This window comes from Acidovorax sp. GW821-FHT11A03 (genome assembly GCF_058809075.1).
The window spans coordinates 145,106-169,865 of sequence record NZ_JBXASG010000004.1 but is presented as its reverse complement, the minus strand read 5'-3'; the positions used below and the strand labels follow the sequence as shown (position 1 = coordinate 169,865).

Annotated in this window: 27 protein-coding genes; 14 read left to right on the top strand and 13 right to left on the bottom strand. The window is 68.6% G+C overall.

The genetic code is table 11. The annotated features are described in order from the left end of the window. Positions 1-218: 218 nt before the first annotated feature. The 3 genes from AC1RVY_RS11255 to sucC all read right to left on the bottom strand — a co-directional run bounded on the left by AC1RVY_RS11255 (position 219) and on the right by sucC (position 3,130). A complete protein-coding gene (locus AC1RVY_RS11255) occupies positions 219-905 on the bottom strand; it encodes a TerC family protein (protein WP_218339452.1) in 687 nt (228 codons plus the stop codon). Positions 906-1,057: 152 nt separating this feature from the next. Further along, the gene (gene sucD / locus AC1RVY_RS11250; protein WP_218297169.1) at positions 1,058-1,954 is read right to left on the bottom strand and encodes a succinate--CoA ligase subunit alpha; all 897 of its coding nucleotides are present in this window, start codon (positions 1,952-1,954) and stop codon (positions 1,058-1,060) included. A gap of 15 nt (positions 1,955-1,969) precedes the next feature. Continuing rightward, positions 1,970-3,130: an ADP-forming succinate--CoA ligase subunit beta gene (gene sucC, locus AC1RVY_RS11245; RefSeq protein ID WP_218297170.1), complete on the bottom strand. Its 1,161-nt coding sequence runs from the start codon at positions 3,128-3,130 to the stop codon at positions 1,970-1,972. Between the two features lie 221 nt (positions 3,131-3,351). On the opposite strand from sucC, the gene argC reads away from it, so the two are divergent. Then, positions 3,352-4,284: an N-acetyl-gamma-glutamyl-phosphate reductase gene (argC, locus tag AC1RVY_RS11240; RefSeq protein ID WP_218297171.1), complete on the top strand. Its 933-nt coding sequence runs from the start codon at positions 3,352-3,354 to the stop codon at positions 4,282-4,284. Between the two features lie 105 nt (positions 4,285-4,389). On the opposite strand, the gene recX is transcribed toward argC, so the two are convergent. Together recX and recA are read right to left on the bottom strand one after the other, a co-directional pair. Further along, positions 4,390-4,854 (bottom strand): recombination regulator RecX, encoded by a 465-nt coding sequence (recX, locus tag AC1RVY_RS11235; RefSeq protein ID WP_492806635.1) that lies wholly within the window; start codon positions 4,852-4,854, stop codon positions 4,390-4,392. An 83-nt stretch (positions 4,855-4,937) separates the two neighbouring features. Next, on the bottom strand, positions 4,938-6,011 hold the full coding sequence (recA, locus tag AC1RVY_RS11230) for a recombinase RecA (RefSeq protein ID WP_218297173.1): 1,074 nt from the start codon (positions 6,009-6,011) through the stop codon (positions 4,938-4,940). A 151-nt stretch (positions 6,012-6,162) separates the two neighbouring features. Between recA and AC1RVY_RS11225 the strand changes: the two genes are divergently transcribed. Continuing rightward, positions 6,163-6,642, top strand: coding sequence for a MarR family winged helix-turn-helix transcriptional regulator (locus AC1RVY_RS11225; protein WP_492806634.1), 480 nt, complete (start codon positions 6,163-6,165; stop codon positions 6,640-6,642). A 37-nt stretch (positions 6,643-6,679) separates the two neighbouring features. Here the strand turns inward: AC1RVY_RS11225 and AC1RVY_RS11220 are convergent, their stop codons facing one another. The 3 genes from AC1RVY_RS11220 to AC1RVY_RS11210 are packed head-to-tail and all read right to left on the bottom strand — an operon-like array spanning position 6,680 to position 8,431. Further along, entirely contained in the window at positions 6,680-7,180 is a 501-nt protein-coding gene (locus tag AC1RVY_RS11220; protein WP_492806633.1) for a Clp protease N-terminal domain-containing protein, read from the bottom strand. Between the two features lie 17 nt (positions 7,181-7,197). Beyond that, positions 7,198-7,428, bottom strand: coding sequence for a helix-turn-helix domain-containing protein (locus tag AC1RVY_RS11215; protein WP_492806632.1), 231 nt, complete (start codon positions 7,426-7,428; stop codon positions 7,198-7,200). 31 nt (positions 7,429-7,459) lie between these two features. Beyond that, on the bottom strand, positions 7,460-8,431 hold the full coding sequence (locus AC1RVY_RS11210; protein ID WP_492806631.1) for a LysR substrate-binding domain-containing protein: 972 nt from the start codon (positions 8,429-8,431) through the stop codon (positions 7,460-7,462). 108 nt (positions 8,432-8,539) lie between these two features. On the opposite strand from AC1RVY_RS11210, the gene AC1RVY_RS11205 reads away from it, so the two are divergent. The 5 genes from AC1RVY_RS11205 (at position 8,540) to AC1RVY_RS11185 (ending at position 14,055) form a co-directional block, all read left to right on the top strand. Further along, positions 8,540-9,505: a tripartite tricarboxylate transporter substrate binding protein BugE gene (locus tag AC1RVY_RS11205; protein ID WP_218297178.1), complete on the top strand. Its 966-nt coding sequence runs from the start codon at positions 8,540-8,542 to the stop codon at positions 9,503-9,505. A 201-nt stretch (positions 9,506-9,706) separates the two neighbouring features. Next, on the top strand, positions 9,707-10,633 hold the full coding sequence (locus AC1RVY_RS11200) for an N-formylglutamate amidohydrolase (protein ID WP_492245191.1): 927 nt from the start codon (positions 9,707-9,709) through the stop codon (positions 10,631-10,633). A gap of 82 nt (positions 10,634-10,715) precedes the next feature. Further along, entirely contained in the window at positions 10,716-11,390 is a 675-nt protein-coding gene (locus AC1RVY_RS11195) for a response regulator (RefSeq protein ID WP_218297180.1), read from the top strand. A 64-nt stretch (positions 11,391-11,454) separates the two neighbouring features. Further along, complete coding sequence (locus tag AC1RVY_RS11190) at positions 11,455-12,906, top strand: sensor histidine kinase (protein ID WP_218297181.1); 1,452 nt, start codon at positions 11,455-11,457, stop codon at positions 12,904-12,906. Positions 12,907-13,062: 156 nt separating this feature from the next. After that, entirely contained in the window at positions 13,063-14,055 is a 993-nt protein-coding gene (locus AC1RVY_RS11185) for a tripartite tricarboxylate transporter substrate-binding protein (protein ID WP_218339509.1), read from the top strand. Between the two features lie 3 nt (positions 14,056-14,058). On the opposite strand, the gene AC1RVY_RS11180 is transcribed toward AC1RVY_RS11185, so the two are convergent. The 4 genes from AC1RVY_RS11180 to AC1RVY_RS11165 form a co-directional block, all read right to left on the bottom strand. Next, on the bottom strand, positions 14,059-14,823 hold the full coding sequence (locus AC1RVY_RS11180) for a DUF6882 domain-containing protein (RefSeq protein WP_218297182.1): 765 nt from the start codon (positions 14,821-14,823) through the stop codon (positions 14,059-14,061). A gap of 83 nt (positions 14,824-14,906) precedes the next feature. Beyond that, a complete protein-coding gene (locus tag AC1RVY_RS11175) occupies positions 14,907-15,599 on the bottom strand; it encodes an SPOR domain-containing protein (RefSeq protein ID WP_492806630.1) in 693 nt (230 codons plus the stop codon). 157 nt (positions 15,600-15,756) lie between these two features. Then, the gene (locus AC1RVY_RS11170) at positions 15,757-16,632 is read right to left on the bottom strand and encodes a biotin--[acetyl-CoA-carboxylase] ligase (protein WP_218339462.1); all 876 of its coding nucleotides are present in this window, start codon (positions 16,630-16,632) and stop codon (positions 15,757-15,759) included. Then, complete coding sequence (locus AC1RVY_RS11165) at positions 16,629-17,255, bottom strand: SET domain-containing protein (protein ID WP_218297185.1); 627 nt, start codon at positions 17,253-17,255, stop codon at positions 16,629-16,631. The genes AC1RVY_RS11170 and AC1RVY_RS11165 overlap by 4 nt, the downstream gene beginning before the upstream one ends. Before the next feature lie 137 nt (positions 17,256-17,392). On the opposite strand from AC1RVY_RS11165, the gene AC1RVY_RS11160 reads away from it, so the two are divergent. The 6 genes from AC1RVY_RS11160 to AC1RVY_RS11135 all read left to right on the top strand — a co-directional run bounded on the left by AC1RVY_RS11160 (position 17,393) and on the right by AC1RVY_RS11135 (position 23,053). Continuing rightward, positions 17,393-20,320 carry a DNA topoisomerase III gene (locus AC1RVY_RS11160; RefSeq protein WP_492806629.1) on the top strand — a complete coding sequence of 976 codons (2,928 nt, stop codon included), beginning with the start codon at positions 17,393-17,395 and terminating at the stop codon, positions 20,318-20,320. Then, positions 20,317-20,535, top strand: a complete 219-nt coding sequence (locus AC1RVY_RS11155; protein WP_492806628.1) for a hypothetical protein — start codon at positions 20,317-20,319, stop codon at positions 20,533-20,535. The genes AC1RVY_RS11160 and AC1RVY_RS11155 overlap by 4 nt, the downstream gene beginning before the upstream one ends. Before the next feature lie 110 nt (positions 20,536-20,645). Beyond that, positions 20,646-21,425 (top strand): helix-turn-helix transcriptional regulator, encoded by a 780-nt coding sequence (locus tag AC1RVY_RS11150; protein ID WP_492806627.1) that lies wholly within the window; start codon positions 20,646-20,648, stop codon positions 21,423-21,425. 115 nt (positions 21,426-21,540) lie between these two features. Continuing rightward, on the top strand, positions 21,541-22,143 hold the full coding sequence (locus tag AC1RVY_RS11145; RefSeq protein ID WP_492806626.1) for a YbhB/YbcL family Raf kinase inhibitor-like protein: 603 nt from the start codon (positions 21,541-21,543) through the stop codon (positions 22,141-22,143). A 71-nt stretch (positions 22,144-22,214) separates the two neighbouring features. Further along, positions 22,215-22,565 carry a DUF4124 domain-containing protein gene (locus AC1RVY_RS11140; RefSeq protein WP_492806625.1) on the top strand — a complete coding sequence of 117 codons (351 nt, stop codon included), beginning with the start codon at positions 22,215-22,217 and terminating at the stop codon, positions 22,563-22,565. A 149-nt stretch (positions 22,566-22,714) separates the two neighbouring features. Continuing rightward, complete coding sequence (locus AC1RVY_RS11135) at positions 22,715-23,053, top strand: DUF2834 domain-containing protein (RefSeq protein ID WP_492806624.1); 339 nt, start codon at positions 22,715-22,717, stop codon at positions 23,051-23,053. Here AC1RVY_RS11135 and AC1RVY_RS11130 read toward each other — a convergent pair. After that, positions 23,014-23,865, bottom strand: a complete 852-nt coding sequence (locus AC1RVY_RS11130; protein ID WP_492806623.1) for a helix-turn-helix domain-containing protein — start codon at positions 23,863-23,865, stop codon at positions 23,014-23,016. The two genes, AC1RVY_RS11135 and AC1RVY_RS11130, sit on opposite strands and share 40 nt — an antisense overlap. Before the next feature lie 132 nt (positions 23,866-23,997). Between AC1RVY_RS11130 and AC1RVY_RS11125 the strand changes: the two genes are divergently transcribed. Next, positions 23,998-24,753 (top strand): tyrosine-protein phosphatase, encoded by a 756-nt coding sequence (locus AC1RVY_RS11125; RefSeq protein ID WP_218339468.1) that lies wholly within the window; start codon positions 23,998-24,000, stop codon positions 24,751-24,753. The last annotated feature ends 7 nt before the right edge of the window (positions 24,754-24,760 follow it).

The following is a 24,760-nucleotide window of genomic DNA, read 5'->3' as shown; positions in this document are numbered from 1 at the left end:
GTCCCACTTGCTATTGGTTCCACACTGTATTTGTGTGGGTAAAAGCAATATCTGCGCCCGGGCGGGCGGGGTGCGCGGCCGTCGCCGCTACCGCGGTGCCGCTGGGCCCCTGCAGGCACGGATGCCCTTCTTGTCGTGGCGGGGCGGCCGCCACGCTGTCAGGGTGCCACTTTTGTCACATGGTGCAACAATTTGTTGCACCATGTGATGGGGCGTAATCAGGCCGCCGATTCCCGCCGGGCCCTGTGGGGCCAGAATTTCCCGGCGCCCACCACCAGCAGCGCGCCAAGCGCCGCGGCCACATAGTGCAGCGAAGGATGCGCCACCACATAGCCATGCAGCGCTGCGTCATTGGCAATGGTTTCGCCCCCCACCCATCCAATCAAGGCGGCCCCCATCAGCACGATGGCGGGGAAGCGCTCCATGAGCTTGATCATCAGCGTGCTGCCAAAGATCACGAGCGGAATGCTGATGGCCAGGCCGAGCACCAGCAGCAGCACGTTGCCGTGCGCCGCAGCGGCAACGGCGATCACGTTGTCCAGGCTCATCACGAGGTCCGCAATGAGAATGGTGCGCACCGCCGCCATGAGGCTGCCATAGGCCTTCGACTCGCCTTCCTCTTCCTCATCGTCACTGAGCAGCTGGAAGCCGATCCACAGCAGCAGGCAGCCGCCGACGATCTGCAGGAACGAGAGCTCCAGCAGCTTGGCTGCCACCACGGTGAGCAGGATGCGCAGCACCACTGCCGCGCCAGACCCCCAGAAAACGGCCTTGCGCTGCTGATGGGGAGGGAGGGACCGGGCCGCCAGGGCGATGACGACGGCGTTGTCGCCCGAAAGAATGATGTTGATCCAGACGATCTTCATCAGGCCGATCCAGAAATCGGCACTTTGAACAAACTCCATACTGAACTCCACTGTTATGAATGCAAGAAGCGCCGGGAACCAGGGTTCCGAGCGCTTCTCTTTTTATTGGAGCGGCCAGTTTATCGGGCCTTGCGGCTGCGGGCGTCCGTAATTGTGCTTACGAATGCCCGTGCCGGTGTAGGGCAGGCAGCTTACTTGAGCTGGGCCTTGAGCAGCTTGCCCAGCTCCGACGGGTTGCGGGTGATGATGAAGCCCGACTCTTCCATGATGGCGAGCTTGGCATCGGCCGTGTCGGCGCCGCCGGAGATCAGCGCGCCGGCATGGCCCATGCGCTTGCCGGGGGGCGCGGTCACGCCAGCGATGAAGCCCACGATAGGCTTCTTCATGTTGGCCTTGCACCACTGGGCGGCTTCGGCTTCGTCAGGGCCGCCGATTTCGCCGATCATGATCACGGCGTCGGTGTCCGGATCGTCGTTGAACGCCTTCATCACGTCGATGTGCTTCAGGCCATTGATGGGGTCGCCACCAATGCCCACGGCGCTCGACTGGCCCAGGCCCACTTCGGTCAGCATCGCCACGGCTTCGTACGTCAGCGTGCCGGAGCGGCTCACGACGCCGATGCGGCCCTTGCGGTGGATGTGGCCGGGCATGATGCCGATCTTGATTTCGTCGGGCGTGATGAGGCCGGGGCAGTTCGGGCCCAGCAGCAGGGTCTTCTTGCCGCCGGCGGCTTCCTTGGCCTTCATCTTGTTGCGCACCATCAGCATGTCCTTGACCGGAATGCCTTCGGTGATGCAGATGGCCATGTCCAGGTCGGCTTCCACAGCTTCCCAGATCGCATCAGCAGCGCCTGCGGGCGGCACGTAGATCACCGACACGGTGGCGCCGGTCTGCGATGCGGCTTCCTTGACGGAGGCGTAGATCGGGATGTTGAAGATCGACTCGCCGGCCTTCTTGGGGTTCACGCCTGCCACGAAGCAGTTCTTGCCGTTCGCGTATTCCTGGCACTTTTCGGTGTGGAACTGGCCGGTCTTGCCCGTGATGCCCTGGGTGATGACCTTGGTGTCTTTGTTGATGTAGATCGACATGTGTGTTCTCCGGGCTTACTTGACGGCAGCAACGATCTTGGTCGCAGCTTCGGCCATGGTGTCTGCGGCGATGATGGGCAGGCCGGACTCGGCCAGCATCTTCTTGCCCAGCTCTTCGTTCGTGCCCTTCATGCGCACGACCAGCGGCACGTTCAGGTTCACGGCCTTGCAGGCGGTGATCACGCCGGTGGCGATGGTGTCGCACTTCATGATGCCGCCGAAGATGTTGACCAGGATGCCCTCGACCTTGGGGTTCTTGAGCATGATCTTGAAGGCTTCGGTCACCTTCTCGGGGGTGGCGCCGCCGCCCACGTCCAGGAAGTTGGCCGGCTCGCCGCCGAACAGCTTGATGGTGTCCATGGTCGCCATGGCCAGGCCGGCACCGTTCACCAGGCAGCCGATGTTGCCGTCCAGGCTGATGTAGGCCAGGTCGAACTTGGATGCTTCCACTTCGGCTGGATCTTCTTCGTCCAGATCGCGGAAAGCCACGATGTCAGGGTGGCGGAACAGCGCATTGGCGTCGAAGTTGAACTTCGCGTCCAGGGCCATCAGGTTGCCCTTGGAGTCGCAGTTCAGCGGGTTGATTTCCACCAGCGACGCATCGGTGTCCATGTAGCACTTGTAGATCTTGGCGAAGATGTCCACGGCCTGGTCGACGGAAGCGCCGGTCAGGCCGATGGCGGCTGCGACCTTCTTGCTCTGCTCGGTGGTGATACCGGCAATCGGATCGATCATCTCGGTGATGATCTTCTCGGGCGTGGAGTGCGCCACTTCCTCGATGTCCATGCCGCCTTCGCTCGAAGCGATCAGGGCCACCTTCTGCGTGGCGCGGTCGGTGACCAGCGAGACGTACAGTTCGTTCTTGATGTCGGCGCCGTCTTCGATGTACAGGCGGCGGACCTTCTGGCCTTCGGGGCCGGTCTGGTGCGTCTTGAGCTGCATGCCCAGGATCTCGCCAGCGATGCGCTTGACGTCGTCGATGGTCTTGGCAACCTTCACGCCGCCGCCCTTGCCACGGCCACCGGCGTGGATCTGGGCCTTGACGACCCACACGGGGCCGCCCAGTTTCTGGGCTGCTTCCACGGCTTCTTGCACCGTGAATGCGGGAATGCCGCGCGGAACGGGCACACCAAAATTGCGCAAGATTTCCTTGCCTTGGTATTCGTGAATCTTCATGAGGTCTCTCTCAGGGAAGGATGGTGGTTACCCGTTTGCCATGAACAACAAAATGTCTGGCCGCGGGCTGGGGACATGGCAACCAGCGACTGTATCATGTTGCAATGCACCATCCTTGTGCGTGGCTGACGGCTTCGCCGCGCCTGCCGGGTGGCAGTTTCTTGGCTTTTCTCGTGGTTTCTTGGCAGACTTTGCTGCCCATTTTTTGCAGGAGCACCCTTATGTCCAGAGTCTTTATCGATGGCGAAGCCGGCACCACGGGCCTGCAGATCCGTGAGCGCCTGCAGGCCATGCCGCAGATCGAGCTGGTCAGCATCGCGCCCGAGTTGCGCAAGGACCCTGCCGCGAAACGCGACCTGATTGCCGGCGTGGATCTGGTGATCCTGTGCCTGCACGACGATGCTGCGCGTGACACCGTGGCGATGGTGGACGAGATTGCCCGGAGCACGGGCCGCAAGGTCAAGGTGATCGACGCCAGCACGGCCCACCGCACGGCGCCCGGCTGGGTGTTCGGCTTTCCCGAGCTGGCCGCCGGCCAGCGCGAAGCGGTCGCGCAGGCGGACCGCGTGGCCAATCCCGGCTGCTATGCCACCGGTGCGATTGCGCTGCTGCGCCCGCTGGTGGATGCGGGCCTGGTGCCCCCGGACTTCCCGCTCGCCCTGCCCTCGGTCAGCGGCTACTCGGGCGGCGGCCGGACCATGATCGAGGCCTATGAGGCCGGCACGGCGCCGTTGTTCGAGGCCTATGCGCTCACGCTGCAGCACAAGCACCTGCCCGAAATCATGCGTTACACGGGCATCACCCGCCGGCCCATCTTCGTGCCGTCGGTAGGCAACTTCCGCCAGGGCATGCTGGTGCAGCTGCCGCTGCATCTGGACCTGCTGCCCGGCGCGCCCAAGGCGGCCGATTTGCACGACGCGCTGGCGGCGCATTACGCCAGGAGCAATACACCCGAGCAGTGGGTCAGCGTGCTGCCCGCCACGGCCGACGGCAAGCTGGATGCGACCGCGCTGAACGACACCAACAAGCTGGAGCTGCGCGTGTTCGCCAACGAAGAGTACCGGCACGCGGTGCTGATCGCGCGCCTGGACAACCTGGGCAAGGGCGCCAGCGGCGCGGCCGTGCAGAACCTGCAGCTGATGCTGGGCCTCTGACGGCGGGGATCGGTGGGGACAACAGGCGGCTCCGGAGCGTGGCCGCCTGTGCTGTCTTCTGGGTCCCGGGGCCTTGGGGCGCCGCCCCTGCCCGCGTGACCGGCCCTAGATCTCGCCCTGGATTTCCGGCGCTTCGCCACGCACGACGCGCCGGGTGATCTCGCCCGAAAACCCGCGTGCGGTCAGAAAGCGGACTTGCCGCGCACGTTGCTGCGCATCGTCCGCCACGGCGCCAAATTTGCGCAGCCACAGTGCATGGGCGCGTGCCCATTCGCTGCCTTTGAGTTGGTCGAGGGCGTGCTGAACCGCCTCGGGGCCGATGCCCTTGGCGTGCAGCTCCTGCCGTATGCGCTGGGAACCCACGCGGCCCGCGCGCTGGTGCAGCACGGATTCCACCACCCGGGCCTCGCTGATGAAGTCGCGCGCCTGCAGGTCTTCCAGCAGGGCCTGCAGGTCGTCGCCCTCCTGCACATGCGGCGCGAGCTTGCGCCGCAGTTCAGCGAGCGAGTGCTCGCGCTGGCTCAGCAGCCGCAGCGCCCGCCCCTTGAGCGAGAGCGTGGTGAACCCCATGGCCTCTTCTTTGCTTTCAATTCAATAGCTGCCAGCGCTTGTCAATCAAGCGCTGGAAGGCAATCTGGCTTGAATTGTGGCGGTCATTCGGCCGCGGCGGCAGGGGCCTGCAGCGCGTCGGGCAGCAGCGCAATGCCCAGGCCCTCGCGCACCTTGTTCTCGATCTCGCGGGCCAGGTCGGGGTTCTCGCGCAGGAACTCGCGCGCGTTGTCGCGGCCCTGGCCGATCTTCTCGCCGTTGTAGGCGTACCAGGCGCCCGACTTCTCCACGATCTTGGCGGTCACGCCCATGTCGATGATCTCGCCCTCGCGGCTGATGCCCTCGCCGAACAGGATGTCGAACTCGGCCGTCTTGAACGGCGGCGATACCTTGTTCTTGACCACCTTGACCTTGGTTTCGTTGCCGATGGCCTCGTCGCCCTTCTTGATGGTGCCGGTGCGGCGGATGTCCAGGCGCACCGAGGCGTAGAACTTGAGCGCGTTGCCGCCGGTGGTGGTTTCGGGGCTGCCGAACATCACGCCGATCTTCATGCGGATCTGGTTGATGAAGATGACCATGCAATTGGTCTTCTTGATCGTGGCCGTGAGCTTGCGCAGCGCCTGGCTCATCAGGCGGGCCTGCAGGCCGGGCAGGGCGTCGCCCATCTCGCCTTCGATTTCGGCCTTGGGCGTGAGCGCGGCCACCGAGTCGATGACGATCAGGTCCACGGCGCCCGAGCGCACCAGGCTGTCCACGATCTCCAGCGCCTGCTCGCCGGTGTCGGGCTGGCTGATCAGCAGGTCGGACAGCTGCACCCCGAGCTTCTGGGCGTATTGCACATCCAGGGCATGTTCCGCGTCCACGAACGCGCAGGTGCCGCCCTGCTTTTGCATCTCGGCAATCACCTGCAGCGTGAGCGTGGTCTTGCCCGAGGATTCCGGGCCGTAGATCTCGACCACACGGCCGCGCGGCAAGCCGCCCACGCCCAGGGCGATGTCCAGGCCCAGCGAGCCGGTGGAGACCACCTGGATGTCCTCGATCACTTCGCCTTCGCCCAGGCGCATGATCGTGCCCTTGCCGAATTGCTTCTCGATCTGGGCGAGCGCGGCGGCCAGGGCCTTGGCCTTTTCGGTGTTCACGGGCAATGCGGGGTTGGTGCCTTTGACTGCGACGTCCATGAGAAAACTCCTTGAGAAACAATGGGTTGGGTGCCTGCATCGCTCTGCGGTTAATCACAGGCTGGATGCTTGAACAGTAGTTTATGCGAGCCGTCGCGGGGCATTCAAGCACAATTTAGTCAGTTTGCCTGACAATGTGCGGATGCCTGATATGCCTCTTCCTTCACCCCCCGAAGACGGCTGGCGCCAGACCCACCTGGGCCGCCTGTTCGGCCACGCCATGCGGCGCTTCGACGCGCGCGTGCTGCAGCTCATGGCGCACAACGTGGAGGTGCCGCTGGCGCTGTCCAACCTCGCGGCGCGCGACCAGGTGAGCGCCGCCCACGTGCACATCACGCGCCACCTGGCGCTGCAGGGCGACCGGCTGACCGACCTGGCCCAGCGCGCGGGCATGACCAAGCAGGCGATGGCCAACCTGGTGGACCAGTGCGAGGCCTGGGGCCTGGTCACGCGCGAGGCCGATCCGCTGGATGCGCGTGCGCGCCGCGTGTGCTTCACGCCCACGGGCCTGGCCTGGCTGCAGGCGTTTCGCGATGCCGTCGCGCAGGCCGAGGCGGAGTTCCGGGCGGAGGTGGGCAACGACGTGGCCACCGTGGTGGCGATCGGGCTGGAGGCCTATGCGGGCGGCTAGGCCGCCGCACGGTCATCCTGGCGCCCAAGGGGGGGCTTCAGACGCGCGGGGCGCTCTCCTGCCGCGCGGCGTGGCTCAGCGCGTGGGGGTCCAGCCGCAGCGCGCGCAATGCCCGCGCCGCCACGCCCTGCGGCGTGGCCGCGATCAGCGCCACCACGTGCGCACCCAGCAAGGGGCCGGGCTGGCCCTTGCGAGCCTCCGCCAGTGCCTGGATGAGGCCCTCGCCGGAGGGCTGCGCGCGGTAGATCCCGGCCTGCGGCGCACAGGGTGCGGCGGGCGGCATTTCGGCATCAATGCCGATCTGCGCCAGCGCATCGCGGTACTGCTGTTCGATCGCGGCGGGCAGGGCGTCCGGGTCCGCGCCAACGCGCGCGAAAGCGCGGCGCGCGGAGCCGTCGGGCAGCTCGATGGCGGCCAGCAGGAAGTGCTCCGCGCCCGGTTGCGGCTGGCCCCGGGCGCGGGCGTGGTGCTCGGCGCGCGTGCACAGCCGGTGCAGGGTGCGCATGTCGTTCAGGCGCTGGCGGATGTGTTGCAGCATGGGGAGGAGTCCTTCCATCATCCAGGGGGGGCGGGGCGCGTGGCCTGGGGAGAGAGCCGCTTGTGCGCCGCCTGCTTGCTGACGCCCAGGGCCTGGGCAATCTGCGCCCACGACCACCCCCGCTCCAGGGCGGTGGCCACGGCCGCCGCCTCCAGCCGGTCGGCCATCAGGCGCAAGGCCACCACGGCGGCCAGCGCGGCTTCGGGGTCGTCGTGCGGGGGCAGCTGCAGGGGCGGTGGGCTCGGCATTCGTCAACTGTAGTTGACGGAACTCGTATCGTCAACAAGGGTTGACGACAGGGCCGGGAGCCTGGCCCGTGGGCGGGGGCGCCGCGCCTGCGGGCTCCGCGCAGGCCAGCAACCACTGCCGGAAGCACTGCAGCGCATGCAGCTGCGTGCGGCCTTCAGGGTAGCAGAGCCAGTAACCCACCTCGCTCTGGTAGCCCCCGCGCTGGACGGCGGCGGCCAGCGGCTCGCGCACAAGGCCGGCGGTGATCTCGTCCTGCACCAGGCAGCGCGGCACCAGTGCCAGGCCCATGCCGGCCATCACCGCGCGGATCATGGTCTGGAACTGGTCGAACTGCGGGCCGGCCAGCGGGTCGAGCTGGCCCTGTACCCCGTGCGTCTCGCTCCAGCGCAGCCAGGCCTCGGGCACGGTCACATGGCGCAGCAGCGCGTAGCGCGCCACGTCGCGCGGGGTGTGGATGGGCCAGTCCGCCACCTTGGCGCGCGGCGCGATCAGGGCCACGTCGTTGCCCGTGATGTAGTGGGCGTGGGCGCCCGGCCAGTGGCCATCGCCGAACAGGATGGCGCAGTCGAGCTCGGGCCGCTCGAAGTTGTAGCTGTGCACGTACGGCACGAAGTGCAGCGTGACCTGCGGGTGCTGCTGCTGGAACTGCGGCAGGCGCGGAATGAGCCACTTGGCGGCGAAGGTGGGCAGGCTCGACAGGTGCAGCGCGCCGCCGCCGTCATCGCTGGTGATCAGCTCCAGGGTGGCGGCCTCCAGCTGCGCCAGCACGGCGCGCACGGCCTTCTCGTAGCGCTCGCCCGCGGGGGTCAGCGCCAGGCGCTTGCGGCTGCGCTCGAACAGCGGCACGCCCACCCAGGCCTCCAGTTCCTTCACCTGCTTGCTCACCGCGCTCTGCGTGAGGTGCAGGGCCTCGGCGGCCCGCGAGACGCTGCCGAAGCGCGTGACGGTGGAAAACGCCCGCAGCAGGTGCAAGGGGGGTGAAAGGCGGCGCAGGGAAGACATCGTAAGTTATCAAATCATTCCATATGGGAATGTTATCAGGCATATCCATTGCTTGGTAGGGCTCGTGGATTCCATTAATCTCAACCTACCCCATAGGAGAAATGTCCCATGCAACGCCGTCATCTGCTCTCAGCCCTGGCCACAGTATCTTTCGTTCCTGGAATAACTCTGGCGCAAGAAGGCAAGCCCCTGCGCATCATCGTGCCCTTTCCGCCCGGAGGCGCCACGGACATGACCGTGCGCAGCCTGCAGGAGTCGCTGGCCCGCATCCTCAAGCAGCCCGTGGTGCTGGAAAACCGCGGCGGCGCGGGGGGCTCCATCGGCATGGCCGAAGCCGCGCGCGCTCCGGCCGACGGCCTCACGCTGGGCGTGGCCACGCTGTCCACGCATGGCGTGAACCCCGCCGTCTACAGCAAGCTGCCCTACGACCCCATCAAGGACTTCGTGGGCGTGACCGAGATGGTGAAGGCCCCCGGCGTCGTGGTGGTGAACCCGGCCGTGCTGCCCGTCAAGGACTTTGCCGACCTCGTGAAGTACCTGAAGGCCCATCCCGGCAAGGTTTCGTATGCCACGCCCGGCAACGGCACCATCGGCCACATGTGGGGCGAGCTGTTCAAGAGCAGCACCGGCACGGCCATGGTGCACATTCCCTACCGCGGTGCGGGCCCGGCCGTCAACGACGTGCTGGCCGGCCAGGTGGCGGTGTATTTCGACCAGGTGGCTTCCTCGCTGCCGCACATCAAGTCCGGCAAGCTCAGGGCGCTGGCGGTGTCCTGGCCCGAGCGGCTTGACGTGCTGCCCGACGTCCCCACCTACGCACAGCTGGGTTTCGCCAACAACAACGACCCGTCCTGGTTCGGCCTGGTGGCTCCCGCGGGCACGCCCGCGGCCGCGGTGGACCGCATCCAGCAGGCCGTGGCCCAGGCGCTCAAGGAGCCCGCCGTGCGCGAGCGCCTGGCGGGACAGGGGCTGTACCCGTCGGGCACCACGTCCCGGGACTTCACGGCGCAGATCGCCCGCGAGATCGACAAGATGAAACGGGTGGCGGCCTTTGCGAAGGTGGCGCTGGATTGACATGGGCCCCCGCTGAGCCGCCTCGCGCGATCCGCCCCACGGGCGGTGGCGGGCCGGCGGCCAGGGGGAGCCCCATTTTCTTCGATACCGGGCCCCTGGGCCCGGCGGCCACAGCTGGAGGAGTCCGTCTCAGGGATAACCATGGTCTCCAACCGGTCCGGGCGGCTAGGCCGGCCGCCCCACTTTGCGCACACTCTGCCTATGCATGCCGCTTTGAAACTGATCAACCGACGATTCCAGCAGGCCCAGCCCGGTGCCACCGGTTCCCCCGGCACCCCGCTGGCGCCTGCGGCCTTCACCTACCTGCCCGGCACCACGGCGCTGGTGCTCGATTCGCCGCACAGCGGCACACAATACCCCGCCGACTTCGGCTCGGCCTGCGACCTGCCCACGCTGCGCCGCGCCGAGGACACGCACGTCGAGAAGATCTACGCCTTTGCCCCCGCGCTGGGCGTGGCCTGGGTCGAAGCCCACTTCCCCCGCATCTACCTCGATGCCAACCGCGACACGACCGAGCTCGACACCTCCCTGCTCGACGGCGAGTGGACCGGCCCCATCTCCACCGACCCCCAGGTGCTCAGCAAGGTGCGCCTGGGCAAGGGCCTGATCTGGAAGTTCACCGACGAGGGCGAGCCCATCTACAGCCGCCAGCTCACCGTGACCGAGGTGCGCGCGCGCATCGACCGCTGCTGGCGCCCCTACCATGCGGCCGTGGCCCAGGCCATCGACGCCGCCCATGCGCGCCACGGCTACAGCATCCACATCAACTGCCACTCCATGCCCGCCGTGGCAGGGCGCTTCGCCACCGAGTTCCCGGGGCTGGAGCACGCGGACTTCGTGGTGGGCGACCGCGACGGCACCACCGCCAGCCCGGCGCTGTCGGCGCTGGTGTGCGAGCACCTGCGCGGCTGTGGCTACAGCGTGGAATACAACCACCCCTACAAGGGCGTGGAGCTGGTGCGCCGCTACGGCAACCCCGCGCAGCACCGCCACAGCATCCAGGTCGAGATCAACCGCAAGCTCTACATGGACGAGGGCACGCTCGCCCAGCACCCCGAGGGCATGGCCCGGCTGCAGGCAGACCTGCAGAAACTGGTGCGCCTGCTGCTCGCACACGATCCGCGCTGACGCGGCGCGCAGGGGCGGGGCCATCCTAGAATCGAGGGCAGGCGCGACGCCAGACCGCAGCCAACCCTCAAGGAGACACCGCATGCGCATCCTCATTGCCGAAGACGACCAGGTGCTGGCCGATGGCCTGCTGCGCACGCTGCGGGCGTCGGGCGCCGTCGTGGATCACGTGGCCAGCGGCAGCGAGGCCGACGCGGCCCTGCTGACCAACAACGAGTTCGACCTGCTGATCCTGGACCTGGGCCTGCCCCGGATGCACGGGCTGGAGGTGCTCAAGAAGCTGCGCAGCCGGGGCTCGGCGCTGCCCGTGCTCATCCTCACCGCGGCCGACAGCGTGGAAGAGCGCGTCAAGGGCCTGGACTTCGGTGCCGACGACTACATGGCCAAGCCTTTCAGCCTGCAGGAGCTGGAGGCACGCGTGCGGGCCCTCACGCGCAGGGGCATGGGCGGCACCAGCAGCGCCATCAAGCACGGCCCGCTCGTGTACGACCAGGCCGGCCGCGTGGCCACCATCGACGGCAAGATGATCGAGCTGTCCGCCCGCGAACTGGGCCTGCTGGAAGTGCTGCTGCAGCGCGCGGGCCGCCTGGTGAGCAAGGAGCAGCTGGTGGAGCGCCTGTGCGAATGGGGCGAGGAGGTGAGCAACAACGCCATCGAGGTCTACATCCACCGCCTGCGCAAGAAGATCGAGGGCGGGCCCATCCGCATCGCCACCGTGCGCGGCCTGGGCTATTGCCTCGAAAAGATTCCAGGGTAGCTCCTGAAATGATAGCTGCTTGCGCTTTCTAGACGGGCGCCAGTGGCTCAAAGGGCTTGAAACCTTGAAAATCTTCCAGCGAGAGCAGCGCTCCCTCTTCGGCGAGATCCTTGACTGGATGCTCACGCCGCTGCTGCTGCTGTGGCCCGTGAGCCTGGCGCTCACCTGGCTCGTGGCCCAGGGTCTGGCCAACAAGCCGTTCGACCGGGCGCTGGAGTACAACGCCCATGCGCTGGCCCAGCTCGTGTCCGTGGTGGGCGGCAAGGTGCAGTTCAACCTGCCCCAGCCGGCCAGCGAAATCCTGCGCGCGGACGACTCCGACATCGTCTACTACCAGGTCATCGGCCCGGGGGGCGAATTCCTCTCCGGCGAACGGGAACTGCCCGAGCCCGCCAGCGACGAAGTGCCCCTGTCCGGCGAGGTGCGCCTGCGCGACGCCGAGATGCGCGGCATCGAGATCCGCGTGGCCTACATCTGGGTGCGCCTGCCGCTGGAGGGCACGCCCGTGGCGCTGGTGCAGGTGGCCGAGACGCGCGAAAAGCGCAGCGTGCTGGCCACCGAGATCATCAAGGGCGTGATGCTGCCGCAGTTCGTCATCCTGCCGCTGGCGGTGCTGCTGGTGTGGCTGGCGCTCGCGCGCGGCATCCAGCCGCTGAACCAGCTGGAGCAGCGCATCCGCGCGCGCAACCCCGACGACCTCTCGCCGCTGGACGACCGCACCGTGCCGCTCGAGGTCGCGCCGCTGGTCTCGTCGGTGAACGACCTGCTCACGCGCCTGAACGACTCGCTGGCCACGCAAAAGCGTTTCCTGGCCGACGCGGCGCACCAGCTCAAGACCCCGCTGGCGGGCCTGCGCATGCAGGCCGACCTGGCCCAGCGCGAAGGCACCAGCACCGAAGAGCTCAAGCGCTCGCTGCAGCAGATCGGCCGCTCCAGCATCCGCGCCACGCACACCGTGAACCAGCTGCTCGCATTGGCGCGCGCGGAAGGCAGCGGCGTGGGCATCGCGCGCCAGCCCTGCGACCTGGCGCGCCTCGTGATCGAGGTGGTGCGCGACTCGGTGCCGCGCGCGCTCGAAAAACACATCGACCTGGGCTACGACGGCGCCGAGCCCGGCTCACCCGGCGTGCTGCTGGACGGCAACCCCACGCTGCTCAAGGAACTGGTGCGCAACCTGCTCGACAACGCCATCAACTACACGCCTTCCACCCCCGCCAAGCCCGGCGTGGTCACGGCCCACGTGCTGGCCGATACCTTCGGCCACGTGCTGCTGCTGCAGGTGGAAGACTCCGGCCCCGGCGTGCCCGAGGCCGAGCGCGAGCTGGTGTTCCAGCCCTTTTACCGGGCGCTGGGCAGCGAGGCCGACGGCTCGGGCCTGGGCCTGCCCATCGTGCTGGAGATCGCACGCAAGCACGGGGCCGAGGTCACGCTGGAAGACGCGCGCCCTGGCCACCACCCGCCCGGTGCGCGTTTCAGCGTGCGGTTCGCGGCGCGGGATGTGGTGGCGGGGTCCTGAGCCAGGCCGGGTGCACCCCGCCGCACGGCCTTTCGCGCTGCGGCACATTCCGCGCCGGAATGGGATGAGTTCCAAACGTCGTTAGCCAGCCCGGCCATGCCTCTCCAGAATGGGCCGCACATGCCGCGAGGCGAGGAGAGGACCACGATGACGACGATGAAACGGCGCAAGCTGCTGATCTCCACCGCCGCTGCCTGCCTGGGAGGTGCTGCCCAGGCGCAATCCGCCCCGGTGTCCACGGGCAGCGCACGGCCCCTGCGGCTGCTGGTGCCCTTTGCCGCGGGCGGCGCCACCGACATCACGGCGCGCGCCCTCGCCGGTCCGCTGTCGCAGTTGCTGGGTGCACCCGTGGCCGTGGAGAACCGCCCCGGCGCGGCCGGTGCCACCTGCATGGCCGAGGTCGCTGCCGCCGCGCCCGACGGCGCCACGCTGGGCGTGGCCACGCTGTCCACCCATGGCGTGAACCCAGCCGTCTACAAACACCTGCCCTACAACGCGCTGGACGGCTTCACCCCCGTCACCGAGATCGTCAAGGCCCCGGGCGTGCTGGTGGTGCACCCCGGCCTGCCGGTGCGCGATTTCGCGCAGTTCATGCAGCACCTGAAGGCACGGCCGGGCCAGCTGGCCTATGCCTCGCCGGGCAACGGCACCATCGGCCACATGTGGGGCGAGCTGCTCAAGAGCAGTGCCAATGTGCGCATGGACCACCTGCCCCAGGCGGGCGCCACGGCAGCACTGGCCGAGGTGCTGGCGGGCCGGGTGCCGGTGTACTTCGACCAGGTGGCGTCGTCGCTGCCGCACATCCAGGCCGGCCGTTTGCGGGCCCTGGCCGTGTCGTGGAGCCGGCGCCTGGCCCTGCTGCCCGAGGTGCCCACCTACGCCGAGCTCAGCCTGTTCTCGAACAACGACCCGTCCTGGTTCGGCCTGGTGGCCCCTGCGCACACGCCGGCCGCCACGGCGCGGCGGCTGCGCGACGCGGTGGCCACGGTGTTGCGCGAGCCCGCGGTGCTGGCGCGCCTGGGAGAGCAGGGGCTGTTTGCCTCGGGCAGCCTGCCGGACGAGTTTGCCGCGCAGATCCGCAAGGAGGTCGAGAAGATGCGGCGCGTCAGCCGGTTTGCGCGCATCACGCTCGGCAAGGACGCAGCGTGACGGCTATGCCGCAGGCGCATGCGGCGGACGCAGCGCGCGAAGGGACATCAACGCCATGAAGAGAAAGCCATTCTGGGTGGGCGCGCGGTACACCCCCAGCGCGCCCAGCACCTGCGCCGCCACGCCCGCGAGTTCCCAGCCGTCGGTCTCGTCCGCTTCCCAGCGCGGCACCGTCAGGGGCGCAAAGCCGCGCTCGTCGCCCCACTCCCACACTGCGGGAATGCGGGCCACCACCTGGGGGTCGTTGTGGAAATTGGCCCAGGCCCACAGCCAGGTGCCGCTGGTCCGGGAAATCGATCCGATGAATTCAATGTCCGCCACCAGCCGCGGCACGCCGGCGTGCGAGAAGGTGAGCGTGCCCTGCACCTGGTCATAGTCCCAGCGCTCGAAGCGCGAGATGCCGTGGTCCGTCTCCAGGGCATCCTGCTTGCCCACCAGGGCCTGGTGGCTTTCGGTGACCGCGTCCACCCAGGCGTCGTGCGGCGCATCCGCCATGGCGCCGACACTCTGCGCCATGGAGTCCTGGTAGCAGTGGTGGCAGATGATCTGCAGGTCCAGGCAGTCCTCGTTGCGCTCGTTCCACTCGCCGCCCTCCCGCTCCAGGGCTGCCTGGCAACTGGCGCACCAGGCGTCGGGAAAGGGGCAGTCCGGCGCCGGCATGTCGCAGAACCAGCGCTGCGCCGGCTGGCGGCACAGGTGCCCGCAGACGTAGGTGGCGGTGGCTTCGCCGTGGCGGTTGCAGTGGATGGCGGAGAGTTCTTCGGTCATGGCGCGGGGCTCGCGAAAGGAGGGGCGGAATCGAAGGATGGGCGCGGAACGCCGGGCGCGACCGCCAGCGCGGCCACCACGGTTCAGCCGCAGGCGCGCATCGTCTTGCCGGCCATCGCCGTGCGCAGGGCGTCCAGCTGGGGGCGCAGCGATTCGGTCACGGCGGGCAGTCGCAGCGTGAAACCTGCCATGTCCGGCCGCTCCTGCACCACGCGGGCCGTGCGCACGCCCTTGCCGCCCAACGTGGCCAGCTCGCGCTCGGCGGCCTCCTTCGAGGCGAAGCGGCCCAGCGAAAGGCCGAATTCCAGGGTGCCGCCCGCGCGGTCGTGGTCGACCTTGCGGGCACGCAGTTCGGCCCGTTTCCTGTCCAGCGTTTCCAGGTCCTCGAAGCGGCCCATGTAGACCATCCAGCGGCCCGGCACGGGCGTGGGCTCGAGCAGCCAGCTGCCCTGGGGCAGGTTGGCGGCGGCGGCGCGCAGGGCGTCGGCCTGGCGTTCGTCGAACACGCCCGCCTGAAGGCATTCGCCGGTGTCGGGCGGGGTGGGGGCCTCGGCGGAAGCCGCAGCCGCTGCGCTGGGGGCGGCGGGCGCCGCGGCGGGGGCCTTGCCGGAGTTCACCCGCAGGATCTGCAGCGTCTCGGGCCGTATCTGCTGGTCCATGCGCTGGGGCTCGGCCTGCTCCTCGGGGGCGAAGCCCCAGTCCCGAAGCAGCCCCTGCGACCACGCGTAATAGCCCGCGTTGGCCAGCAGCAGCGCGATCACGGCAAGTCGCAGCATGGGGCCCCTTCCTTGTTTTCCCGCCGGTTGTCCATGGGGTTGCGCGTCCTCGTCCCCGCCCGCGTGGCGGGCCCGCCGAGGGCCAGGGCCGCCATGGAACGGGCGTCGCCAGGCCACGACGGGCAGCCTCCGCCCCGATGGAGAGGCGCGGCGCGGCTCAGGGGGGGCTCCCCAGCTCTTGCACGGCGCTGGGCCGCACGCTGATCTCGGAACTGGTGATCGCCTGCATGCCGCCGGCCGTGTGCACCAGGAGCGCGCCGTCTTCGCCCACGCCGTGGGCCGTGCCCGCGGTGCCGTCGCTCAGGGCCACGGCACGGCCCTGCAGCACGTCGCGGGCCGCGAAACGTGGCTGCATGGGGCCAAAGCCGTAGCCTTCGAACGAGCGCAGCATGCCGATCAGCGGCGGCACGATGCGCAGCAGGGCGGCGGGTGCGTCCAGGCCGGGCTCCACGTCCTGCAGGCTGCCCGGCGGCATGCTCATGCCTTCGCTGCCACGCGGCAGCACGTTGATGCCGATGCCCACGACCACGTAGCGCGCCGTGCCGGCTGGCCCCTGCGGGGACGGCGCGGCCCCCTGGAGCGCCACGAAACTGGCCGTCTCGACCAGGATGCCGCCCAGCTTGCGGTCGCCACCCGCGCCGCCCAGCCAGAGGTCGTTGGGCCATTTCAGGCCCACGCGGGCGGCCTGGCCCGCACCCAGCGGCGGCAGCACGGGCTGCAGGCTCTCGGCCACGCTCACGCCCACGGCGAGCGACAGCCCCGACCAGTCGCGCGGCGCGAGCGGCAGGCCCAGGGACATCATCAGCGAAGACCCCACATCGCTCTGCCACGCCCGCCCCATGCGGCCCCGACCGGCGGTCTGCTGCTCCGCCACGAGCAGCGTGGGCTCGCACTGGCCGGCGCGGGCGCGGCGCATGAGTTCGGTGTTGGTCGAGTCGATGCTGGGCAGCACCTCGACGGTAAAACCGGGTAACAGCGGTGACACCGCCTCCCACACGGCCTCGGCGGGCCAGCGGATGGGGGCGGCGGTCACTGGCGGCGGCCTTTCCGGGCGCCGGGCTGGAGGTTCCCTGGGACTGGCTGGGTGGCCTTGGCGGTTTTGGTCGGTTTGGCGGGCAGGGCGGGCTTTGTGGCCGCCTTGGCGGGGCTGCGCGGCACCGGCGGCGCCCAGCCGCGCTTGGGCGCGAGCAGCGTGCCGCGGCAGTTGTCGCTGCCGCACCAGCAGGGGTATTCCGCCTTCAGCTTGGGCGTGTAGCGCTCTTCGATGATCAGCCCGTAGTCGTAGTTCAGCTCTTCGCCCGCCTTGATATTGCGCAGCGCCGTGATGAAAATGCGGCCGTCCCGTTCGTCGGCGTAGCAGTTGGGGTTGCAGCTGTGGTTGATCCAGCGCGAGGAATTGCCGCCGAACTTTGCGTCGATCACGCGGTCTTCATCCACGTGGAAGTAGAACGTGTGGTTGGGCTGCAGGGGGTCGTGCGGGTGGCGGTCCTGCGCCTCCTGCCAGGTGATGACCTCGCCGGTGTACTCCACCAGCACCTCGCCCTCGGCGATGTCCTGGGCGGCGAACACGCCGTTGCCATGGACGCCCGAGCGCCGGGTCTGGATGCGGCGTCCCGGTGCGGCGGTGGGGGCGGCGGGCGAGGCAAAGCGGGGCATGGCAAAAACTCTGTTAACTTGATAGTGCACACATGTGTGCGTGCGCGTGTATGCGCGCGAAACCCGAATTGTAGGAGCGACCGGGCCGGAACCGGGCGCTCAGAACGAACGACGACGATGACAGGCAAGAGCCCCAAATGACCAAGACCCTGGTAATTGCAGAGAAACCCTCCGTGGCGCAGGACATCGTGCGCGCGCTCACCCCCGTGGCGGGCAAGTTCGACAAGCACGACGACCACTTCGAGAACGACCGCTACGTGGTCACCAGCGCCGTGGGTCACCTCGTGGAGATCCAGGCGCCCGAGGAATTCGACGTGAAGCGCGGCAAGTGGAGCTTTGCCCACCTGCCCGTGATCCCGCCATACTTCGACCTGAAGCCCGTGGACAAGACCAAGACGCGCCTGAACGCGGTGGTCAAGCAGGCCAAGCGCAAGGACGTGACGCAACTCATCAACGCCTGTGACGCGGGCCGCGAGGGCGAGCTGATCTTCCGCCTGATCGAGCAGTACGCCGGCGGCGCCAAGCCCCTGGGCAAGCCCGTCAAGCGCCTGTGGCTGCAGTCCATGACGCCCCAGGCCATCCGCGACGGCTTCGACGCACTGCGCACCGAGCAGCAGATGGCGGGCCTGGCCAGCGCCGCGCGCAGCCGCAGCGAGGCCGACTGGCTGGTGGGCATCAACGGCACGCGCGCCATGACGGCGTTCAACTCGCGCGACGGCGGGTTCTTCTTGACCACCGTGGGCCGCGTGCAGACGCCCACGCTGTCGCTGGTGGTGGAGCGCGAGGAAAAGATCCGCAAGTTCGTGAGCCGCGACTACTGGGAAATCCACGCCACCTTCGGCGCGCAGGCCGGCGAGTACCCCGCCAAGTGGTTCGACCCCAAGTGGAAGAAGGGCGAGGACGTGGAGATGCGCGCGGACCGCGTGTGGTCCGCCGCCGAGGCCACGGCCATCGCCAACGCCGTGCGCGGCCAGCAGGCCACCGTCACCGAAGAGAGCAAGCCCACCACGCAGGCGTCGCCCCTGCTGTTCGACCTGACCAGCCTGCAGCGCGAGGCCAACGGCAAGTTCGGCTTCTCGGCCAAGACCACGCTGGCGCTGGCGCAAAGCCTGTACGAACGCCACAAGGCCCTGACCTACCCGCGTACCGACTCGCGCGCGCTGCCCGAGGACTACCTGCCCGTGGCCAGGCAGACCTTCGAGATGCTGGCCGACAGCGGCATGCGCCACCTCGCGCCGCACGCCGCCACGGCGCTGAGCAACAACTACGTGCGCCCGTCCAAGCGCATCTTCGACAACAGCAAGGTGAGCGATCACTTTGCCATCATCCCCACGCTGCAGGCCCCCAGCGGCCTCTCCGACGCCGAGCAGAAGCTGTACGACCTGGTCGTGCGCCGCTTCATGGCGGTGTTCTTCCCGAGCGCCGAATACACCGTCACCACCCGTATTTCCACGGTGGCGCCCCACAGCTTCAAGACCGAAGGCAAGGTGCTGGTCAGGCCCGGCTGGCTGGCCATCTACGGCAAGGAAGCCGCCGATGAGGTGGAAGGTGGCAAGGACGGCGACAAGGGCCAGAACCTCGTGCCCGTGAAGCCCGGCGAAAGCGTCAACACCCTGGCAGCCGACCCCAAGGGCCTCAAGACCAAGCCGCCCGCCCGCTACTCCGAAGCCACGCTGCTGGGCGCCATGGAAAGCGCCGGCAAGCAGATCGACGACGACGAACTGCGCGAGGCCATGCAGGAAAAAGGCCTGGGCACGCCTGCCACGCGCGCGGCCATCATCGAAGGCCTGTTGACCGAAAAGTACATGCTGCGCGAAGGCCGCGAAATCATTCCCACGGCCAAGGCCTTCCAGCTCATGACGCTGCTGCGCGGGCTGGAGGTCGAGGAACTGTGCCGCGCGGACCTGACCGGCGAATGGGAGTTCAAGCTCTCGCAGATGGAAAAGGGCCAGCTCAGCCGCGAATCCTTCATGGCCGACATCGCCGCCATGACCGAGCGCATGGTCAAGAAGGCCAAGGAATACGACCGCGACACCATCCCCGGCGACTACGCCACGCTCGAATCGCCTTGCCCCAACTGCGGTGGTGTGGTGAAAGAGAACTACCGCCGCTTTGCCTGCGTGGGCAAGCCTGGTGCCGAGGGTTGCGGCTTCAGCTTCGGCAAGTCGCCAGCCGGCCGCACCTTCGAGACGGCCGAGGCCAACGCCTTGCTGCGCGACAAGAAGATCGGCCCGCTGGAGGGTTTCCGCTCCAAGGCCGGCTGGCCCTTCACCTCCGAGATCGTCATCAAGTACGACGACGAGGCGCACAACTACAAGCTCGAATTCGACTTTGGCGACGACAAGAAGGGCGAGGAATCGGGCGAGCTCGTGGAGTTTGAAGACGCCGCGCTCGGCCCCTGCCCCATCTGCGGATCGGAAGTGCACGAGCACGGCAGCAACTACGTGTGCAGCAAGGCCGTGCCCACCGCCGCGCAGCCCACGCCCAGCTGCACCTTCAAGAGCGGCAAGATCATCCTGCAGCAGCCCGTGGAGCGCGAGCAGATGCACAAGCTGCTGGAGACGGGCAAGACCGACCTGCTCGACAAGTTCGTGAGCATGCGCACGCGCCGCGCCTTCAAGGCCCACCTGGCATGGGACAAGGAGGCGGGCAAGGTCAACTTCGAGTTCGCACCGAGCAAGTTCCCGCCGCGCCCAGGCGCTGCTGCAAAAACAGTAGCTGCCAAGGCTGGAAAGACAAGCGCTGCAGCCAAAAAGTCCGCCAAACCTGCCGCCGCCAAGAAAGCCCCGGCCACCAAGACCGCCGCTGCCAAGGCACCGCGCAAGGCCGCAGCCGGCAAGGCCCCCAGCGCCGCCCTGGCCGCCGTGATCGGCGCCGAGCCCGTGGCCCGGCCCGAGGCCGTCAAGAAGATGTGGGAATACATCAAGGCAAACAACCTGCAGGACCCCAAGGACAAGCGCACCATCGTCGCCGACGACAAGCTGCGCGCCGTGTTTGGCAAGGACAGCGCGGGCATGTTCGAGCTGGCGGGCATTCTGGGCAACCACCTGGGTGGCGAAGGATGAAGCCACGCGCAGCATCCGCAGCATCGCCTGTGTGGGGCTTCTGGCGCACCGCGCTGGTGGCTCTCGCGGTCGTTGGCGCGCTGGGGGGCTGCAGCAGTACGACAGGTTCTGCGCGCTCCAGCGACCCCGCGAGCCCGCAGCAACCGCAGGGTGCCAGCGGCGTCACCGTGTTTGGCGATATCGATGTGGGCGTATCGCGGGAGCGCACGCGCTGACGCGGGGTGTGCTGCCTTGCAGGCCGTCCCCGCTGAACCTGCCGAACCTGCGCGGAGCCAGCCTTTCCGCCCCCACGGTCGATGATGGAACCTGAACCGCAGGGGAACGAATGATGGGCGAACCCGCGCTGTCCTTGCAGATCGCCACCACGGTGCACCACCGCATCCACACCGTCACCGTGCGCATGGATTCGGTGGGCTGGGTGGTGTCGGGCACCAAGCATTTGGTCACGCCCGGCGGCGGGCACCGCTACCCCAGCGGGCGGGTGTTCGTGCTGCCGTGCGGCGCGCAGTGGGAGGTGGTCAACGACCCGGCGCCCCAAGGCCGCTATGTGGCGCGGCTGCTGTGTTTCGCGCCCGAGCTGGTGGCGCAGTTCCACCGCCAGTTCGGCCAGTTCGCGGCCATTCCACCAGTGCAAGGCTGCGCGGGCCTCGCGGCCGACGCCGCCTTTGAAGACAGTTTCATGCGCGCCGTGGCCGCGCTGGAGAGCGAAGCCAGCTCGCAGGCGCTGCGCGAACACCGCGCGCTCGAAGTGCTGCTGATGCTGGCTGAGGCGGGCATCGTCTTCGCCCCGCCCGGCGAGCTGGGCTGGGCCGAACGCGTGCGCCGCCTGGTGGCCCCCAGCCCGCAGGCCGACTGGACGGTGGAGCGCATCGCCAGCGCCTTTGCCACCAGCGCCAGCACCCTGCAGCGCCGCCTGGCGCAAGAGGGCGAAACCGTGAGCCAGTGCCTGCGCGACGTGCGGCTAGAGACGGCGCTGGTGCTGCTGCAAAGCTCCGCGCTGCAGGTGTCCGAGATCGCAGCGCGTTGCGGCTACGAGTCGCACAGCCGCTTCAGCGCGGCCTTCCGCGAACGCTTTGGCTTTCCGCCCTCGCAGCTGCGGCCCTGATTCCTGCGGCTGACGCGCAGCGCACAGCCATTGACGCCACCGGGCCAATGCGAAGGCGCGGCGCGCAGCACCATCAAGCCCTTGTTTCACACCGCTACTGCAAGGAGCTTTTCAGATGCCCCACCCACTTTCGCGCCCTCTTCGCGTTGGCACCGCCATCGCGGCACTCGCCACGATCGGCTTGGCCCCAGCCGCCCACGCCCAGGCATTCACCCTCAGCAGCCCCGACTTTGCGGCGGGCAGCACACTGCCCCAGCGGTTTGAGTTCAAGGGCTTTGGCTGCGCGGGCGACAACCAGTCGCCCGCCCTGCGCTGGAGCGGCGCGCCTGTGGGTACACAGAGCTTTGCCGTCACCGCCTACGACCCCGATGCCCCCACAGGCTCGGGCTGGTGGCACTGGTCGGTGGTCAACATCCCCGCCAGCACCACCGAGCTGCGGCCCGACGCGGGTGCTGCCGGTGGCGCCAAGCTGCCCGCAGGCGCCAGTCATGTGCGTATCGACTACGGCGTGGCGGCCTGGGGCGGCACCTGCCCGCCCGAGGGCGATGCGCCGCACCGCTACATCTTCACCGTGCACGCGCTCAAGGTGCCGCGCCTGGACTTGCCTGCCGACGCCACCGCCGCGCTGGCCGGCTACATGATCAACGCCAACAGCCTGGGCAAGGCCACGCTCACGGCGCGCTATGGGCGCCCTGCGGCCAAAGGCAAGCAGCCGTGATACCGCGTGGTCGGGTGGGCGTCGTGATGTTTTAAGCTTGGTGGTCACCCACCACACCACAGGCCCACCCCATGCGCAGCACCCGCGAACGCACCCTCTGGTCCATCCTGGCCGCACTGCTGCTGGCCGCCGCAGCCGCCGCATGGTGGACGGCCGACCAGTGGCTGCCCCACGCCGGGCCGTGGACCGAGCAGGCCTGGAAGAAGATCACCCGCCCCGGCCCCGACACCTTGCCGCCCGGCAAGCAGCAGCCCGCCGCACAAGCCCGCGCTGCGCACGGCGGCGCGTCCGAGCCCGCGGCCCCGCAGCCGCGCAAGTGCGTGAAGGACGGCCGCACCACCTACACCGACCAGCCCTGCCCCAAGGGCACGCAGGAGCTGCCGGTGGATGGCGCCGTGACCTCGCTGCCCCGCGCGCAGTAAGTTCATGAAGGTGGCGGGCAGCGGCAGGCCCGCCGGTGTGAGGCATGTCGCTTTTTTCCTAGCCCGCCAGGGGGCTGCGCGGATTCAATCGGTGCATTGATTCACTACCCAGGGCCTCTCTCCTTTTCTTTGGGGGGCCGCATGCACCGATGCAAAAACACACACACCTGCGCACCTTTTTTCTTTTGCTGGCCCTCGTGGGCCTGGCCGTCCCCTGGTACTTCAATGGGGTGTACTTTCTGGCGGGCGGCAGCGTGATGCCCGATGTCTTCTGGCGGGATGCGTTTGCCAATGCACTCACCACCGGCATCACCCTCGACGTGTACCTGGCCGCCGTGGCGTTCTCGGCCTGGGTGGCGGCAGACCGCAGCCTGGGTGCGTGGCGCTGGGCTTACATCGCGGCCTGCTTTTGCATTGGCCTCGCGTTTGTGATGCCGCTCTACCTGGCTCAGCGCTTGCGCGTGGGCTCCAAGGGTGGGGCAGGCTGATTCGGCAGGGCCTGCGCGCCGATCTGCAAGGGCCAGTGCGCGGTGAGCGGGCTGCGCGTGCCTTGCACCAGAGCCTGCAGCGGGTGGCCCGCCAGCCTGCGCACATCGCGCCCCATGTGCGACTGGTCGTAGTACCCCTGGCCGGCGGCCAGGTCCACCACCGGGCCGCCGGGCGCGGCGAGGGCGTTGCCCAGCGTGCGGTTCAGCCGCGCAATCACCTGAAACTGCTTGGGCGCCATGCCCCAGTGCGCCGCAAAGCGCCGCTCAAACTGCCGCTGGCCCAGGCCCATGCGCTGGTGGCCTGATTCCGCGCCCGTGGCGTCGGCGCTGGCCGCCTGCAGCAAGGCCAGGGCTTGCCGCCGCCATGCATCACAAGGCGACGGCGGTGCGGCCAGCTGCCGGACGAACTGGTGCAGCACCGTAAGCCGTGTGGCATCGTCTGCCGCCGCCAGCACGCCATGCTCCACCTCTGCCCATTGCGGGCCCACCAGTTCCGCCAGCGGCCGTAGCGTGTTCACCAGCCCGCGTGCACTGCCAAACAGCGCCGCGGCGGCCTCAGGCTGCAGCACCAGCCCCACGGCCCGCACCGGTCCGCCGTGTTCGTACACCGTGGCCGTGGTGCTGGCGCTGATCCAGGCCGACGGCGGCACCAGCGCGCCCCGGCACCGCACCTGCCCGGCCAGCCGCACCACCAGCATGCTCGACACCATCGCCGGGAAATGCGACTGCGCCAGTTCCGCAGGGGCATCGATCACCACCGCTGCCATCAACCAGGGCTGTAGATCGGAGGGGAGGGGCACAAGACGCTGCATGCCCGGATTCTGCACACCGGCGATGTGCTGGCAGGAACACCCGTCCAGCCACGCGCGCGACATGCGCCTGCCGCACCGCCCGGCTATCCTTTCCGCTTCACCAGCCCACCACCGCATCCCCCGCCACGCAACATGCAGTCAGCACCCACCCGCTCCCTTCCCCTGGCCGGGGCCACCAACTTCCGCGATCTGGGCGGCTACGCCGGCCATGGCGGGCGCACCGTCAAATGGCGGCGCATCTTCCGCTCGGACCACCTGGCGGGCCTCACCGCGCAGGACCGGGCCCTGCTGGCCGAGCTGGGCGTGGCCCGCGCGGTGGACTTTCGCGGCCAGGCCGAAAGCGCCGCGTATGCCTACGCGCTGCCGGGCATCAGCTACCACCCGCTGGCCATCGAGCCCACGGTGGTGCAGCGCGCGCTGGAACTGCAGCGCACCGGCCGCCAGCTCACCGCGCAAGACGCCGTGGCGCTGATGCAGGACACCTACCGGGGCTTTGTGCACGACAACGCGCATCGATTTGCCGAGCTGTTCCGCCTGCTGCTCGATGAAGGCAGCGCCACCCCGCTGGTGTTCCACTGCACCGCGGGCAAGGACCGCACAGGCTTTGCCGCCGCCCTCATCCTGCTGGCGCTGGGCGTGCCGCGCGAGGTGGTGATGCAGGACTACCTGCTCACCAACACCCTCTACCGCCGCCCCGAGGGGTTGGCCAGCCACGCGCCCGACGAAGTGCTGGCCGTGCTGTGGCGTGTGCAGGAGGAGTTTCTCAATGCAGCCCTGCACATGGTGGACACCGAGTTCCAGGGCGTCGATGCCTACCTGCGCGACGTGCTGGGCGTGAGCGCGGCGGCCCGGCAGGCGCTGGCCGCCCGCTACCTCGAACAGCCCTGACGCCGCC

Excerpts from the sequence above, each read along its gene's own strand:
- AC1RVY_RS11255 (WP_218339452.1), bottom strand. The coding sequence starts at position 905 with ATGGAGTTTGTTCAAAGTGCCGATTTCTGGATCGGCCTGATGAAGATC.
- sucD (WP_218297169.1), bottom strand. The coding sequence starts at position 1,954 with ATGTCGATCTACATCAACAAAGACACCAAGGTCATCACCCAGGGCATC.
- sucC (WP_218297170.1), bottom strand. The coding sequence starts at position 3,130 with ATGAAGATTCACGAATACCAAGGCAAGGAAATCTTGCGCAATTTTGGT.
- argC (WP_218297171.1), top strand. The coding sequence starts at position 3,352 with ATGTCCAGAGTCTTTATCGATGGCGAAGCCGGCACCACGGGCCTGCAG.
- recX (WP_492806635.1), bottom strand. The coding sequence starts at position 4,854 with ATGGGGTTCACCACGCTCTCGCTCAAGGGGCGGGCGCTGCGGCTGCTG.
- recA (WP_218297173.1), bottom strand. The coding sequence starts at position 6,011 with ATGGACGTCGCAGTCAAAGGCACCAACCCCGCATTGCCCGTGAACACC.
- AC1RVY_RS11225 (WP_492806634.1), top strand. The coding sequence starts at position 6,163 with ATGCCTCTTCCTTCACCCCCCGAAGACGGCTGGCGCCAGACCCACCTG.
- AC1RVY_RS11220 (WP_492806633.1), bottom strand. The coding sequence starts at position 7,180 with ATGCTGCAACACATCCGCCAGCGCCTGAACGACATGCGCACCCTGCAC.
- AC1RVY_RS11215 (WP_492806632.1), bottom strand. The coding sequence starts at position 7,428 with ATGCCGAGCCCACCGCCCCTGCAGCTGCCCCCGCACGACGACCCCGAA.
- AC1RVY_RS11210 (WP_492806631.1), bottom strand. The coding sequence starts at position 8,431 with ATGTCTTCCCTGCGCCGCCTTTCACCCCCCTTGCACCTGCTGCGGGCG.
- AC1RVY_RS11205 (WP_218297178.1), top strand. The coding sequence starts at position 8,540 with ATGCAACGCCGTCATCTGCTCTCAGCCCTGGCCACAGTATCTTTCGTT.
- AC1RVY_RS11200 (WP_492245191.1), top strand. The coding sequence starts at position 9,707 with ATGCATGCCGCTTTGAAACTGATCAACCGACGATTCCAGCAGGCCCAG.
- AC1RVY_RS11195 (WP_218297180.1), top strand. The coding sequence starts at position 10,716 with ATGCGCATCCTCATTGCCGAAGACGACCAGGTGCTGGCCGATGGCCTG.
- AC1RVY_RS11185 (WP_218339509.1), top strand. The coding sequence starts at position 13,063 with ATGAAACGGCGCAAGCTGCTGATCTCCACCGCCGCTGCCTGCCTGGGA.
- AC1RVY_RS11180 (WP_218297182.1), bottom strand. The coding sequence starts at position 14,823 with ATGACCGAAGAACTCTCCGCCATCCACTGCAACCGCCACGGCGAAGCC.
- AC1RVY_RS11175 (WP_492806630.1), bottom strand. The coding sequence starts at position 15,599 with ATGCTGCGACTTGCCGTGATCGCGCTGCTGCTGGCCAACGCGGGCTAT.
- AC1RVY_RS11165 (WP_218297185.1), bottom strand. The coding sequence starts at position 17,255 with ATGCCCCGCTTTGCCTCGCCCGCCGCCCCCACCGCCGCACCGGGACGC.
- AC1RVY_RS11160 (WP_492806629.1), top strand. The coding sequence starts at position 17,393 with ATGACCAAGACCCTGGTAATTGCAGAGAAACCCTCCGTGGCGCAGGAC.
- AC1RVY_RS11155 (WP_492806628.1), top strand. The coding sequence starts at position 20,317 with ATGAAGCCACGCGCAGCATCCGCAGCATCGCCTGTGTGGGGCTTCTGG.
- AC1RVY_RS11150 (WP_492806627.1), top strand. The coding sequence starts at position 20,646 with ATGATGGGCGAACCCGCGCTGTCCTTGCAGATCGCCACCACGGTGCAC.
- AC1RVY_RS11145 (WP_492806626.1), top strand. The coding sequence starts at position 21,541 with ATGCCCCACCCACTTTCGCGCCCTCTTCGCGTTGGCACCGCCATCGCG.
- AC1RVY_RS11140 (WP_492806625.1), top strand. The coding sequence starts at position 22,215 with ATGCGCAGCACCCGCGAACGCACCCTCTGGTCCATCCTGGCCGCACTG.
- AC1RVY_RS11135 (WP_492806624.1), top strand. The coding sequence starts at position 22,715 with ATGCAAAAACACACACACCTGCGCACCTTTTTTCTTTTGCTGGCCCTC.
- AC1RVY_RS11130 (WP_492806623.1), bottom strand. The coding sequence starts at position 23,865 with ATGCAGCGTCTTGTGCCCCTCCCCTCCGATCTACAGCCCTGGTTGATG.
- AC1RVY_RS11125 (WP_218339468.1), top strand. The coding sequence starts at position 23,998 with ATGCAGTCAGCACCCACCCGCTCCCTTCCCCTGGCCGGGGCCACCAAC.